The following is a 13,689-nucleotide window of genomic DNA, read 5'->3' as shown; positions in this document are numbered from 1 at the left end:
CGGCGCAAGGGGTGCATGAATTAGCGGGAGGTTGCCGCAGGCGATACTGCCCGCAGGCGCGTTACCGCTTTATTAACCAGCTCGATAGCGTACTCAATTTCTTCTGCGCTTGTGAAACGTCCGAGCGAAAAACGCAGCGAGCTGTGTGCCAGCTCCTGCTCAACGCCCATTGCGCGCAGTACATATGAGGGTTCGAGACTGGCCGAGGTACAGGCGGAACCGGATGAGAGCGCCAGATCTTTCAGCGCCATAATCAGCGATTCGCCATCAACGTGGGCAAAACTGATATTGAGGATGTTTGGTGCGCCCTGTTCGAGCGAACCGTTGAGGTTCACATTACCCAGTTTACTGATGCCGCTCCACAGACGCTGGCGCAGCTCAGCCAGACGCGCCATTTCGCTGCTCATCTCTTCACGCGCAATGCGATAGGCTTCGCCCATGCCAACAATCTGGTGCACCGGCAAAGTGCCTGATCGCATACCACGCTCGTGTCCACCACCGTGCATCTGCGCATCGATTTGCAGACGCGGTTTACGTCGCACCCACAACGCACCGATGCCTTTGGGGCCATAGAGCTTGTGCGCCGAGAACGACATCAAATCCACCGGCAGTTCACTGACGTTAATCGGTAACTTGCCGACGCTTTGGGTGGCATCAACGTGGAACAGCACATCTCGCGCATGGCACAGCGCGCCGAGGGCAGCGATATCCTGAATCACACCGGTTTCATTATTAACGTGCATCAGCGACACCAGCACCGTATCGTCGCGCAGTGCAGATTCAAGCATCTGCGGCGTGACAATGCCGTCGCTGCCCGGCTGTAAGAAAGTGACATCAAAGCCTTCATGCGCCAGCTGCAAACAACTGTCGAGCACCGCTTTGTGTTCGGTTTGGCTGGTAATGATGTGTTTGCCGCGCGCCTGATGGAATTGTGCTGCTCCCTTAATTGCCAGGTTATCAGCTTCTGTTGCGCCAGAGGTAAAAACGATTTCACGCGGATCGGCATTGACCAGCTCAGCAATTTGATTGCGAGCAACATCAACGGCCTCTTCAGCCTGCCAGCCAAAACGGTGAGAACGGGAAGCGGGGTTACCGAAGGTGCCATCCATGGTGAGGAACTGCATCATTTTGGTGGCAACACGTGGATCGGCAGGCGTGGTGGCTGCGTAATCCAGGTAAATCGGTAATTTCATTGCGCTAAAACTCCGTATAAAAAATCATACGTCTTTATAGCATGCTTCGGCCTAACCTACCTTAGCAGGAAAGGCCGAAGTGAGATCAATTACGCGCGGAGATTAACGTTGATGGTTTCTTGCACACGATGCTGCTGGAAGCGGCGATTATCGATCGCGTTCTGGCGATCGGCAACATCGAGGATTTCCTGATTATTCACCAGTTCCGCCAGCGTGATGTTGTTAAGGAAGTCGCTGATGCGCTCACTCAGATCGCGCCACAGAACGTGCGTCAGGCAACGCTCGCCGCCCTGGCAGCCTTCTTTACCCTGGCATTTGGTGGCGTCGACAGATTCATCAACGGCGGTGATTACCGCACCCACGGCAATGGCGCCAGAGTCTTTACCTAACAGATAACCGCCGCCCGGACCACGAACGCTGGCCACTAAGCCATGCTTACGTAAGCGTGAGAATAACTGCTCCAGATAGGATAGCGAAATGCCCTGACGCTCAGAAATGTCAGCTAGCGGCACAGGGCCTTCGTGTGAGTGCAGTGCAACGTCCAGCATAGCGGTTACGGCATAACGTCCTTTGGATGTCAGTCTCATAGCATACAACCTCGTAAGCGTCCGTCCGGTTATCGGCGGGTTATCTGATGAATTGACGCCAGTCTGACATTCCCGAGTAAAACGGTCAACTATTTAACCAAGTAATTTACTCAACTATTTAACCAACTGTTTCACTCAACTATTATCCCCATTACCTTTGCGCTTTTCGAATGAGGCCATCATGCCGCGCAGGATATTCAGCTCATCGCGTTCCGGACGTGCGCGCGTGTATAAACGACGCAGCTTGCTCATCACCTGGCTTGGCGTGCCTTCACGAATAAAACCGCTGTTCAACATCATCTTCTCAATGTGCTGATAGAAGCGCTCCAGATCGTCGACCAATGGATACGGGGATTCTTCAGGCTCGGCAACCGGCGCCGCTTTATCTTGCGCGTCCAGCCACGCCATCCGCACTTCGTAAGCGATGATCTGTACTGCCATCGCCAGATTTAGCGAGCTGTATTCCGGATTGGCCTGAATCGCCACATGGTAATGACACTTCTGCAACTCTTCGTTGGTCAACCCCACACGCTCACGGCCAAATACCAGCGCAACCGGTGCCTGCTGGCCCTCTTCCACGCTTTTAATGCCGCACTCACGCGAGTCAAGCATGGGCCACGGCAGGGAACGCGAACGGGCGCTGGTGCCGACGACTAAACTACAACCGGCAATGGCTTCATCCATGGTATCGACAATGCGCGCATTGCCAATGACATCGCTGGCGCCGGCGGCGAGGGAAATGGCCTGAGAATCAGGTTTTACCAACGGGTTGACCAGATAAAGGTTGGTTAAACCCATGGTTTTCATGGCGCGTGCGACAGAGCCCATGTTGCCGGTGTGAGACGTTTCTACCAGTACGATTCGGATATTTTGCAGCATAATTAGAGGCGATCAGGGAAATGATGGCGCGCATCCTAACATAAAAGGAGGACATTTGCTGAACACACTGATATACTCCGCGCCGTTTTCCCCGTTCTTTAACATCCAGCGAGAGATACCGATGCATCCGATGCTCAACATCGCCGTGCGCGCAGCGCGCAAGGCCGGAAATTTAATTGCCAAGAATTACGAAACCCCGGACGCTGTCGAAGCCAGCCAAAAAGGCAGCAACGACTTCGTTACCAATGTTGACCGCGACGCAGAACGTCTGATTATCGAAGTAATTCGTAAATCGTACCCGAAACACACCATCATCACCGAAGAAAGCGGTGAACTGGCGGGCGAAGATCAAGACATTCAATGGGTAATCGATCCGCTGGATGGCACCACCAACTTCATTAAACGTTTACCCCACTTCTCAGTATCTATCGCTGTGCGCATCAAAGGCCGCACCGAAGTGGCTGTGGTTTACGATCCCATGCGCAACGAACTGTTCACCGCTGTACGCGGTCAGGGCGCACAGCTGAACGGTTATCGTCTGCGCGGCAGCACCGCTCGCGATCTGGACGGCACCATTTTGGCTACCGGCTTCCCGTTCAAGCTGAAGCAGCATGCCACTCCTTACATTAATATCGTAGGCAAACTGTTCACCCAGTGTGCAGATTTTCGTCGCACCGGTTCGGCTGCGTTGGATCTGGCTTACACGGCGGCTGGACGCGTGGATGGTTTCTTTGAAATTGGCCTGAAGCCGTGGGATTTTGCGGCGGGCGAACTGCTGGTACGCGAAGCGGGCGGCCTGGTGACTGACTTTACCGGCAACCACGGTTACCTGATGTCAGGTAACATTGTCGCCGGTAACCCACGCGTGGTTAAAGCGATGCTGGCCACCATGCGTGAAGAATTAAGTGAAGCGCTGAAGCGCTAAGTAAGAGAAGGCGGCTGAATCAGCCGCCTTTTTTATTACCGACGTTCGTGACTTAATACCTGATGCGGCTGTGTCTTACGACCAATCCGCCCCAAAACGCCCGCCAGAACCGCTTCGATGATCAGCATAAAGAAGGTAAACCAGCTTGCTTTTGCCGTTGCCGCAGCCGCTTTCTCAGCAACTTCACGTGCTTTCTGCTCCGCTTGCTGTTTCAACTGCTGATACTGCTGTACGGCTTTTTGGTAACTTTGCTCGGTCTGCGTAACAATTTGATCAACTTCCTGATCGCTTTTACCGGTACGAGCTTTAATAATATTTTTCAGTGCGTCGCGATCGGCCGCTTGTAAGGTATCGGAATGACGACTCATTACCCCTTTCAGCCAATTTGCCAGATCGGTATCCGCATTTTGTGGATTTTGCGCGCTTTGTTTCGCCTGATCCTGCGCATTATTTGCTTCGCTATTTACCTCTTTTTGTAAATTCTCAGGTTGCAATTCCGGCTTACCCGTCTGACGAAGGGTCGTTTGCAGTTCATTCTTTAAATCATCCAGATTAATGTTATTTTCCTGAAGCTGTTGTTTTGCCATATTGGTTACCGATGGCGCAACGGCTGAAATTCCACTGCCTACGGCATTAACACCCGCACCTAAAATATTAAAAGCACCGCCAATAATACCGGTTGCTAAGGTTATCGCCAGCCACAGGGTTAAAATGGTACTCACACCAAACATCAATAACCCATGTAGTGCGCCCTCCCGTTGCGCCAGCCGTCCAGCGACATAGCTACCTACACCAATCGCCAACAGCATACTTACGCCGGTCCAAATTAACGCCCCCGTGCCCAGATGTTGCAGCGGATTTTGTTCCTGTTGCGGATCGATGGATGTCGCGCCAATGGCTGTACCTAAAATACCTAATAATATATGGATGATTAGCGCAGCGATAACGCCGGCAAATACTGCGCTCCAGGAAATACGTTTCAACGGTAAACCGACATGGGCTTCATGCACAGTTTCCACGCTGCCATTATTAATCCGAGATTCAGGCATCGTTCTCTCCTCGCAAAATATCACGATAATTTTTTATTATTGCTAAATGGACCAGAAGTCTCACTGGTGTAATTGAGCTTAGTAAGAGAACGCTATTTTCACCAGATAACGACGAATGAGATATTTAATTATATGAAGTAGAGAACAAAAATAAACGCAGCGGAAGGATGTTCCCGCCGCGCTTATTATTTTTTTACTTAAATGAAAGGACGAATTCCGCCGCCAATACCCGGCGAAGCACTTTGCCACAAAGCAACGCCTGCAGCGATTAATAGCACGCTTCCCAATAAAGCGAGCAGCGGCATCAGCAGCTTTGCTGACTGGCCGGTGCCACGTGAATTTCCTAAACGTAGCGCCAGTGTACGTGAACACTGCACCAATAAACCCAGTGCCGAAACGGTTAATGCCGTGCCCGCCGCCATCGCCACGGCTGATGCCACACCCCAGACATAAACACCAATTACTTTAGAAAACAGCAGCATCATAATGGCACCGGAACAGGGCCGCAGCCCCATGGAGAGCACCACCAGCGCCTGCGTTTTAGCGCTCACTGCCTTGTCCATCTGCGCCGCCGTTGGCAGATGCGCGTGGCCGCAACCGCAGTGTTCATCATGCTGATGCTGCAGATGAATCGCTCGAATCTGCATTCTCTGCGCAGGACGTAAATATTGGCTCAGCAAACGTAGTGCACGCCAGCCTACCCACACGCCAAGCGCAATCACCAGCAGATAACTGCCCTTCTCCAGCCAGTAGCTGCCGAGATGCAGCTGACGTGATGAGGTCTGCAGCACCACCAGCATCATCGTGACTAAACCGATCGCCACGCCGCCCTGTAACAATGCCGCCAATAGCGTCAGCTTCAGGCTGGTTTTGAGCTTCGCGGGATGCGTTGCGAGAAACGTACTGATCACCACTTTGCCATGCCCCGGGCCAAGCGCGTGAAGCACGCCGTACGCCAGGCTAAACAGCATCAGCGTTCCCCCCGCCTGCTGCGGTTTTTCAGCCACCTGTTGCAAGAGTTGCGTCATCTCGCGATTGAGAACTTTTTGCCACAGCACGCTTTGCAGCAAAATTTGCGTCCAATGCTGCCAAAGCAGCACGCCAGCCAGCAGCAGCAGCACCGCCATTAGCCACAGCGGCCATAGACGACGTGAAGGAGAAGAAATCAATGACATGTCAGGGTTACCGTTTGGGCAAATTGCTGGCCGAGATCCATATCTTCCGGCGGCGCATCGGCCTTATCCAGCGACAGCGCATACTGCTTGAGCGAGTCATCGGGTTTAGGCGTATGCAAATCGATTTGGCAGTGTGATTTAACGGTGTCGTCCATGGTTAATGCCTGCGGATTGTCGTAATACATATCCACGAAATAGCTTGGATCAAACGTCTGAATGCGATACTGCTTCGCGCTTAATGACTGCGGCTCCCCCAGCGGCACAATAAACTCCAGCACCGCTTTGTTACCCGCGCGCGACAAGTTGTACTCCTTCGGCAAGTTGAGGAATTTAACCCGATTTTTGTCTTGCCACACTTCGGTGAAATAGTGCTGACCCAGCACATTAGCCATCACCTGCGCCGCCAGCTTTTTCCACACCACGTCGCCGGGCTTCGCTTTTCCTGCGTCGTAGAGCAGGTCAGCCGAGGTGATTTCATCCATGGTCCAGACCATTTTCATACCACTTAAACGATCGTTTTCACTGATGAACTGGGTTTTCATATCAATAAAGCTATGCGGATGAGACCAGGCTAGCGTGCTGAATAACAGCGTAAACGTAATGAGAGCAATTTTCATGTGTTATAACGTAACAATTTTAAAGTGAAGTGGAGAGTGGTCCAGAAAAATTGTGACCCGCCCTAAAGCTCTGAACAAAAGTCACGACAAAGTACAGGGCTACCACGTGGAGTTAGCTATTCTTAGCTCAAAAATGACCTGCGGATTAACCCTTGATGAGTTCTGCACCTTCTTCTGCACCACTCTTCAGCCGTTCCCAGCGTCGTTGTCATCTGCTACTGCTGCTATTTCTGCCCGCTCCCGCGTTGACGCTTGAAAAGCTCTGCCAGTTAAATGGCGTGGCGCCTGTTGTCGCCAGACAGGATATCGCGGATGTGGGAGAGGAGATACAGCGTTACCATCAACTGGAGCTACACCAGATGGTAGATGGCAGCTTCCGCATTCACGGGACGGAACTGGACAGGCGACTCTGCCTGATCCACTGGCTGCGACGCGCGCTGCGTTTGTCGCAGGATTTCGTCTGCGAGCATTTTGCCCCGGTTCTGCGCCAGCGCCTGAAAGTATTGAAAATTGAGAAAGCGCTCTGGGATGAAACCAATCTGCAGGCGTTAATTCAGCACTGTAGCCTGCGACTCGCGCGTGAGTTTAGCCCACGCGATCGTCTGTTTTTGCAGATCTTTATGAAGTATTCCCTGTGCCAGCGCCAAAACGCCATCTTTAGCGAGGCGCAGCGCGCGTGGCTGGCAGAGAAGATAGAACGAAGCGCCGCTGATGATGTTATCCACCATTGGCAGAAACGCTGCCATATAGCGCCTGATGTGAGCGAAGCCGATTTCTGGACGCTGCTGTTTAGCCTGATTCACGCGCCTGATGGTGCGCAGCTCCGCGATCCTCAGGCGGTGAAACTGATGGGTGCGGTACACGCGCTCATTGCACGCTTTGAACAATTGGCGCAGACGCAGTTTAGGAATCAGCCTGAGCTCACCCTGCAACTCTTTACCCATCTGGCGCAGGCGCTGGACCGCAGCCATTTCGCTATCGGTATCGATAACAGCGTGGCGTTGGATGTGGCACGGCTTTACCCACGCCTGCTGCGCACTACGGAGCGCGCACTGCAGCATTTCAGCAGTGATTTTGGCACGCGTTTTAGCGCTGAGGAAGTGAGCCTGGTGGCGGTGTTATTTGGTGCCTGGCTGATGCAGGAAAGTGCGCTGCAGGAAAAACAGGTCCTGCTGCTGACCGGCGCAGATTCGGCGCTGGAAGAGCTGCTGGAGCAGCAGCTACGTGAGATGACGCTGTTGCCGATCAACATCACTTATCAAGACGTGATGCACTTTCAGCGTGAAGGGGCATCACGTGATATTGCGCTGGTCATCACGCCCTATGCTATCTCGTTACCGCTTTTTTCACCGCCGCTGATTCATGCCGAGCTGCCGCTGAGTAGCCATCAGCAGCAGCGCATTCGCCAGCTGCTGGAGACTTAAGCCACGCGTGGGCGCAGGAACAGTGCCGGAAGCGCCACGAGGGCCATTACCCAAAACAGGTGTCCTTGCAGATGGGTGAAAAGTACGCCGCAAATCATCGTCATTACCGCAATACCGCCGGCCATCGCCAGCGCGGAGTAAAGCGACTGCAAACGAATCACTTCTGCGCCTTTGCGTGCGGCAATAAAGCGCATCGCAGCCAGGTGGCAAACGGTAAAGCTACCACAGTGCAGAATCTGCGCCACGATCAGCAGCGGCAACGCCGTGCTGGAACCGAGCAACGTCCAGCGCACAATGGCGCATACGCCAGACAGCAGTAATAGATCGCGCGCGGTCCAGCGGCGGAACAGCTTGCTGCTGAGGGCAAAAACAACGATTTCGGCCACCACGCCCAGCGACCACAAATAACCGACAATTGATGCTGAATAGCCACTCTCTTGCCACCAGATAGCGCTAAAACTGTAATAGGCTGCATGCGCGCCCTGCAATAACGTTACGCACAGCATGAAACGCCATACGGCATTTTCACGCAGCAGCTCACGCCATGCTTGCCAGCCTCCGTCGGTCGTTGCCTGACGTTCATTGCCTTGTGGCTTCGTCGCTGGCGTTAACATCATGCCGCCTAACATGCTCATCGCCCCCAATGACAGCAGCACGAGAATTGCCTGTGATGAAAAGGCGCTGACTAACATGCCGGTCAAGGCGGAACTGATGACAAATGCCAGCGATCCCCAAAGGCGAACCGGGCCGTAAGCCAGGCCGATTTGCTGGGTCCAGGTTGCGGCTAATGCGTCGCTGAGGGGCACCAAAGGCGAGAAAAACAGGTTAAAGCCCACCATGACTAACAGCAGCCACATCCACTGCTGTCCAATCCAATAGCCGATCGCAAACAGACATGTCATTAACGCCAGCAGGCGTAGCGCGGTGATGAGCTGCGAGGGATTTTTCACCTGGGAAGCAATCAGCAAACTCCCCACAAAACGAGCCACCATGCCGCAGCCAATGAGCAGGCCAATTTTTTCGGCATCCAGACCGGTGCCTTTTAGCCAGACGCTCCAGAAAGGCAGGTAAATACCGTAGCAAAAGAAGTAAGTAAAGTAGCCTAATCCGAGCCATTTGGCCGAGCCGATTGCCATATTCCCTCCAGCAAAAAATGCTGCTCAGCAGCATGAGTGGCCGCTACTTTGTCAGAGCCCCGCGGCCACGGCAATAAAAAAAGGATGGCTTACGCCATCCTTTTTTATACCGCATCGGCAAGCGTAAAACTTACGCGTATACCGGCAGACGAGTGCAGATATCCAACACTTTCTGCTTAGTGCGTTCGATAGTTGCTTCGTCGTTAATGTTGTCCAACACGTCGGCGATCCAGCCCGCTAATTCACGGACTTCAGCTTCTTTGAAGCCGCGACGGGTAACGGCTGGAGTACCAATACGGACGCCAGACGTCACAAATGGGCTTTTCGGATCGTTTGGTACGCTATTTTTGTTTACGGTAATGTTGGCGCGGCCCAGAGCAGCATCCGCTTCTTTACCGGTCAGATTTTTGCTTACCAAATCGATCAGGAACAAGTGGTTGTGCGTGCCACCCGAAACGATGTTGTAGCCGCGCTCAAGCAGTACTTCCACCATCGCTTTGGCATTCTTAGCAACCTGCTGCTGATAAGTTTTGAACTCTGGCTCCATCGCTTCTTTGAACGCCACCGCTTTACCAGCAATCACGTGCATCAAAGGACCACCCTGACCGCCCGGGAACACCGCGGAGTTCAGTTTTTTGTACAGCTCTTCGTCACCGTTTTTCGCCAGGATCAGGCCGCCACGTGGACCCGCCAGGGTTTTATGGGTGGTCGAAGTGACGATGTGAGCATGTGGAACAGGGTTTGGATAGACATCTGCCGCGATCAGACCCGCAACGTGTGCCATGTCAACAAACAGGTACGCGCCAACGCTGTCAGCGATTTCACGCATTTTGGCCCAGTCGCAAATACCAGAGTAAGCAGAGAATCCGCCTACGATCATTTTCGGCTTGTGGGTTTGCGCCAGCTCAGCCAGTTCGTCGTAATTGATTTTGCCGGTTTCATCGATGCCGTAAGGGATAACGTTATACAGCTTGCCAGACAAGTTAACCGGAGAACCGTGCGTCAGGTGACCACCGTGCGCCAGGTTCATACCCAGGATGGTGTCGCCCGGCTGCAGCAGCGCGGTATATACCGCGAAGTTGGCCTGTGACCCCGAGTGCGGCTGCACGTTAGCGTAGTCTGCGCCGAACAGCGCTTTAGCACGATCAATTGCCAGCTGCTCAACGATATCAACGTATTCGCAGCCGCCGTAGTAGCGCTTGCCCGGGTAGCCTTCAGCATATTTGTTGGTGAGCTGTGAACCTTGTGCCTGCATTACGCGTGGGCTGGTGTAGTTTTCAGAAGCAATCAGTTCAATGTGCTCTTCCTGACGCACTTTCTCTTGCTCCATCGCCTGCCACAACGCGGCATCATAATCGGCAATGTTCATATCACGCTTTAACATCCGGACTCTCCTGACTCAGCTTACTTTTTAACGGCAGTTTAGGCCCCGGCAAAGGGGCGAAGGCGAACAGTGTAAACGGTTTTGCCAGGTGACGGTAGCGCCAACACCCTCTTTTTGCGCAATCGATTGGCATGGCGTTGGAACGGGTTTTTTACGCTTTTTTTGCAGCCAGTAAATCATGATATTTCCTCACTCTAGTCCCGATAAAATTTCAGGTTTGCGGCCCAGCCCGCACCTTTCTTGCTTAATCCTTAAGCATTACGAGGGATTTACAGGCGCTTAGATTGAACTTAAGATGCATTTAAAATACATGTTTAAGTTCACCCTAAGGATTTCACCATGCTTGATGCCCAAACTATCGCCATTATCAAATCGACCTTGCCTGCTATAGCGCAAATCGGCCCCCAGCTTACCGGCCATTTTTATCAGCGCCTGCTAACGCAGCATCCCGAATTGAAAAATGTGTTCAACATGAACAATCAACGCAGTGGTAATCAACGGGAAGCGCTGTTCAATGCGATCGTCGCTTATGGCAGCAATCTGGAAAATCTGGCCGTACTGCTGCCTGCAGTAGAAAAAATTGCCCAGAAGCATGCCAGCTTAAATATTCAGCCCGATCAGTACGCCATCGTCGGAGAAAATTTGCTGGCAACCATTGATGAGCTGCTGCATCCGGGTGAAGAGGTGCTAACCGCGTGGGGTAAAGCTTATGGCGTGCTGGCGGATGTGTTTATTCAGCGAGAAGAAGCCATTTATCGTGAATCCGAAGAGAAAATAGGCGGCTGGCGCGGCGCGCGTGATTTCCGTATTCGCGCCATCAAACAGGAAAGCTCCGTGATCAAAAGCTTTGAGCTGGTGCCAAATGATGGCATGCCGGTGGCGGCCTTTCTGCCCGGGCAATATCTGGCCATTAGCCTGCATCCAGCGGGCAGTGAAAATATCCAGCACCGCCAGTATTCTTTGACGCATCAGCCTAACGGCAAATTTTATCGAATTGCCGTGAAGCGCGAAGCTTTAGGCAGCGTCTCGGGCTGGCTGCACGATAAGGCGCGGGTCGGAGATATCGTGCAGTGCGCTGCGCCAGCTGGCGATTTCTTCCTGCAGGCGCAACCTACGACGCCCGTTACGCTGATTTCGGCTGGCGTTGGTCAAACGCCCATGCTGGCGATGCTGGCAAATCTTGCCGAGCAACAACACCCTGCCGCAGTCAACTGGCTGCACGCGGCTGAAGCGGGTTCACAACATGCCTTTGCTGAAGAAGTGCAGGCACTCGGTGCACGTCTGCCAAACTTCACGCCATACATCTGGTATCGCCAGCCGGCAGCCACCGATGCCGGGCGCTTTGATGCGCAAGGCTTGATGGATCTGGCGAGTATCTCTTCCGCACTCAATCAGGCCGATCGTCAATTCTGGATCTGCGGCCCGCTGTCGTTCATGCAGTTTGTCGCACGTCAGTTAATTGATGCGGGTGTAAACGCCAATCGCATTCACTACGAAGTGTTTGGCCCACACAAAGTGTTGTAAAACAAAAAGCCTGCGCAAGGCAGGCTTTTTCAGGTAATGCGCGGAGGGGCTTAAATTGCCTCTTCGTCCTCTTCACCGGTACGAATACGTACCACGCGCGCCACGTCGAAGACAAAGATTTTGCCATCACCAATTTTGCCGGTTTGCGCGGTTTTCATAATGGTTTCTACGCAGGTGTCGACGATGTCGTCACCCACCACCATTTCGATTTTCACCTTTGGCAGAAAATCGACCATGTACTCGGCACCGCGATACAGTTCAGTATGGCCCTTCTGACGCCCAAAACCTTTCACTTCACTGACGGTCATCCCGGTGATGCCTACCTCGGCTAAAGCTTCACGTACATCATCGAGTTTGAATGGTTTGATAATTGCATCGATCTTTTTCATGACAGATCCTTTTTAACTCCCTCCATGATGGACGGATACCGTTAGTATAATTGTTCCTGACGCTGCCGCAGCAAGCTACTCTTTAAATTCGCTGGCGTCCAATTCATGGCGCGACAGCAGCTTATAGAATTCAGTACGGTTACGTCCAGCCAGACGCGCGGCGTTAGTCACATTTCCTTTGGTCATCTGCAGCAGCTTGCGCAGATAGTTCAGCTCAAATTGATTGCGTGCCTCAACGAAAGTAGGCAACGCAGTATTTTCTCCGGCCAGCGCCTGCTCCACTAGCGCATCCCCGATCACCGGTGCGGTACTTAGCGCTACGCACTGCTCAATCACATTCACCAGCTGGCGTACATTACCCGGCCACGACGCGCCCACCAGCCGTTTCATGGCATCGACAGAGAAACTGCGCACAAAGGGTTTATGGCGATCGGCGGACTGACGCAGCAGATGATTGGCCAGCAGCGGGATATCTTCCGCGCGCTCATGCAGCGCGGGAATTCTGAGATTTACCACATTGAGGCGATAGTAAAGATCCTCGCGGAAACTTTTTTTCTCCATCGCTTTCGGCAAGTCGCGATGCGTCGCCGAAATAATACGCACATTAATAGTTAAATCGCGGTTGCTGCCTAGCGGGCGCACTTTGCGCTCCTGCAGAACACGCAGCAGTTTCACCTGTAGCGCCTGCGGCATATCACCAATTTCATCAAGGAATAGCGTGCCGCCTTCCGCAGCCTGGAACAAGCCTTCGCGTGCGCTAACGGCACCGGTAAACGCGCCTTTGGCGTGGCCAAACAGCTCAGATTCCAGCAGTTGCTCCGGCAGCGCGCCGCAGTTAATCGCAATAAACGGTTTTGTCGCGCGCGGGCTGGCCGCATGAATCGCCTGCGCCAATACCTCTTTACCGGTGCCGCTTTGACCATTGATCAAAATACTGACGTCGGATTGCGCCACCATATGTGACTGCTCCAGCAGACGCAGCATTTGCGGATTACGCGTCACAATCGTTTCACGCCATCCCTCATCGCCGATGGGCGCACGCTGCGCCAGCGCTTCATCAATCGCTTTGTAGAGCGCATCACGGTCCACCGGTTTTGTCAGAAAGCTAAACACGCCTTGCTGGGTCGCCGAGACGGCTTCCGGAATCGAACCGTGGGCGGTGAGGATGATGACCGGTAATCCCGCGTGACGTTTCTGGACTTCGCCGAACAGAGCCAGACCGTCCATCTCATCCATGCGCAGGTCGCTTATCACTAAATCGACCTTCTCTTTTTGCAGATGACGCAACGCTTCCGGGCCACTGGCCGCCGTCGCCACCTGATAACCTTCACTGCTCAGACGCATACCGAGCAATTTCAGTAAGCCCGGATCGTCATCCACCAGCAGTAAGCGTGCGGCTTGTTTCAT

General features: G+C 53.2%; 13 protein-coding genes. 3 read left to right on the top strand and 10 right to left on the bottom strand.

Features of this window, described 5'->3' with window-relative positions; genetic code table 11:
- Positions 1–20: 20 nt before the first annotated feature.
- The 3 genes from AAGR08_RS04290 to trmJ all read right to left on the bottom strand — a co-directional run bounded on the left by AAGR08_RS04290 (position 21) and on the right by trmJ (position 2,659).
- The gene (locus AAGR08_RS04290; protein ID WP_097096420.1) at positions 21–1,193 is read right to left on the bottom strand and encodes an IscS subfamily cysteine desulfurase; all 1,173 of its coding nucleotides are present in this window, start codon (positions 1,191–1,193) and stop codon (positions 21–23) included.
- An 89-nt stretch (positions 1,194–1,282) separates the two neighbouring features.
- A complete protein-coding gene (iscR, locus tag AAGR08_RS04285; protein WP_097096419.1) occupies positions 1,283–1,780 on the bottom strand; it encodes a Fe-S cluster assembly transcriptional regulator IscR in 498 nt (165 codons plus the stop codon).
- A gap of 135 nt (positions 1,781–1,915) precedes the next feature.
- Positions 1,916–2,659 carry a tRNA (cytosine(32)/uridine(32)-2'-O)-methyltransferase TrmJ gene (gene trmJ / locus AAGR08_RS04280; RefSeq protein WP_097096418.1) on the bottom strand — a complete coding sequence of 248 codons (744 nt, stop codon included), beginning with the start codon at positions 2,657–2,659 and terminating at the stop codon, positions 1,916–1,918.
- Between the two features lie 121 nt (positions 2,660–2,780).
- Between trmJ and suhB the strand changes: the two genes are divergently transcribed.
- A complete protein-coding gene (gene suhB, locus AAGR08_RS04275) occupies positions 2,781–3,584 on the top strand; it encodes an inositol-1-monophosphatase (RefSeq protein ID WP_345829858.1) in 804 nt (267 codons plus the stop codon).
- A gap of 35 nt (positions 3,585–3,619) precedes the next feature.
- Here suhB and AAGR08_RS04270 read toward each other — a convergent pair whose 3' ends face one another.
- From AAGR08_RS04270 to AAGR08_RS04260, 3 genes are all read right to left on the bottom strand, one after another.
- Complete coding sequence (locus tag AAGR08_RS04270) at positions 3,620–4,633, bottom strand: hypothetical protein (RefSeq protein WP_097096417.1); 1,014 nt, start codon at positions 4,631–4,633, stop codon at positions 3,620–3,622.
- 197 nt (positions 4,634–4,830) lie between these two features.
- Complete coding sequence (locus AAGR08_RS04265) at positions 4,831–5,808, bottom strand: nickel/cobalt transporter (RefSeq protein WP_097096416.1); 978 nt, start codon at positions 5,806–5,808, stop codon at positions 4,831–4,833.
- Entirely contained in the window at positions 5,799–6,425 is a 627-nt protein-coding gene (locus AAGR08_RS04260; protein WP_097096415.1) for a DUF1007 family protein, read from the bottom strand. The genes AAGR08_RS04265 and AAGR08_RS04260 overlap by 10 nt, the downstream gene beginning before the upstream one ends.
- A gap of 155 nt (positions 6,426–6,580) precedes the next feature.
- On the opposite strand from AAGR08_RS04260, the gene csiE reads away from it, so the two are divergent.
- Positions 6,581–7,849, top strand: coding sequence for a stationary phase inducible protein CsiE (gene csiE, locus AAGR08_RS04255; protein ID WP_097096414.1), 1,269 nt, complete (start codon positions 6,581–6,583; stop codon positions 7,847–7,849).
- Here csiE and AAGR08_RS04250 read toward each other — a convergent pair.
- On the bottom strand, positions 7,846–8,985 hold the full coding sequence (locus tag AAGR08_RS04250; RefSeq protein WP_345828730.1) for a 3-phenylpropionate MFS transporter: 1,140 nt from the start codon (positions 8,983–8,985) through the stop codon (positions 7,846–7,848). The genes csiE and AAGR08_RS04250 overlap by 4 nt on opposite strands.
- Positions 8,986–9,115: 130 nt before the next feature.
- Entirely contained in the window at positions 9,116–10,369 is a 1,254-nt protein-coding gene (gene glyA / locus AAGR08_RS04245; protein ID WP_097096412.1) for a serine hydroxymethyltransferase, read from the bottom strand.
- 339 nt (positions 10,370–10,708) lie between these two features.
- Between glyA and hmpA the strand changes: the two genes are divergently transcribed.
- On the top strand, positions 10,709–11,893 hold the full coding sequence (gene hmpA, locus AAGR08_RS04240; RefSeq protein ID WP_345828727.1) for an NO-inducible flavohemoprotein: 1,185 nt from the start codon (positions 10,709–10,711) through the stop codon (positions 11,891–11,893).
- 50 nt (positions 11,894–11,943) lie between these two features.
- Here the strand turns inward: hmpA and glnB are convergent, their stop codons facing one another.
- Both glnB and glrR read right to left on the bottom strand, forming a co-directional pair.
- Positions 11,944–12,282, bottom strand: coding sequence for a nitrogen regulatory protein P-II (glnB, locus tag AAGR08_RS04235; RefSeq protein ID WP_007886217.1), 339 nt, complete (start codon positions 12,280–12,282; stop codon positions 11,944–11,946).
- 75 nt (positions 12,283–12,357) lie between these two features.
- Complete coding sequence (gene glrR, locus AAGR08_RS04230) at positions 12,358–13,689, bottom strand: two-component system response regulator GlrR (protein ID WP_345828715.1); 1,332 nt, start codon at positions 13,687–13,689, stop codon at positions 12,358–12,360.

The sequence above is a fragment of the Pantoea sp. BRR-3P genome (genome assembly GCF_039621635.1).
Classification (GTDB): Bacteria; Pseudomonadota; Gammaproteobacteria; order Enterobacterales; family Enterobacteriaceae; genus Pantoea; species Pantoea floridensis.
The sequence above is the reverse complement of the archived record's forward strand: the minus strand, read 5'-3'. Positions and strand labels throughout refer to the sequence as shown.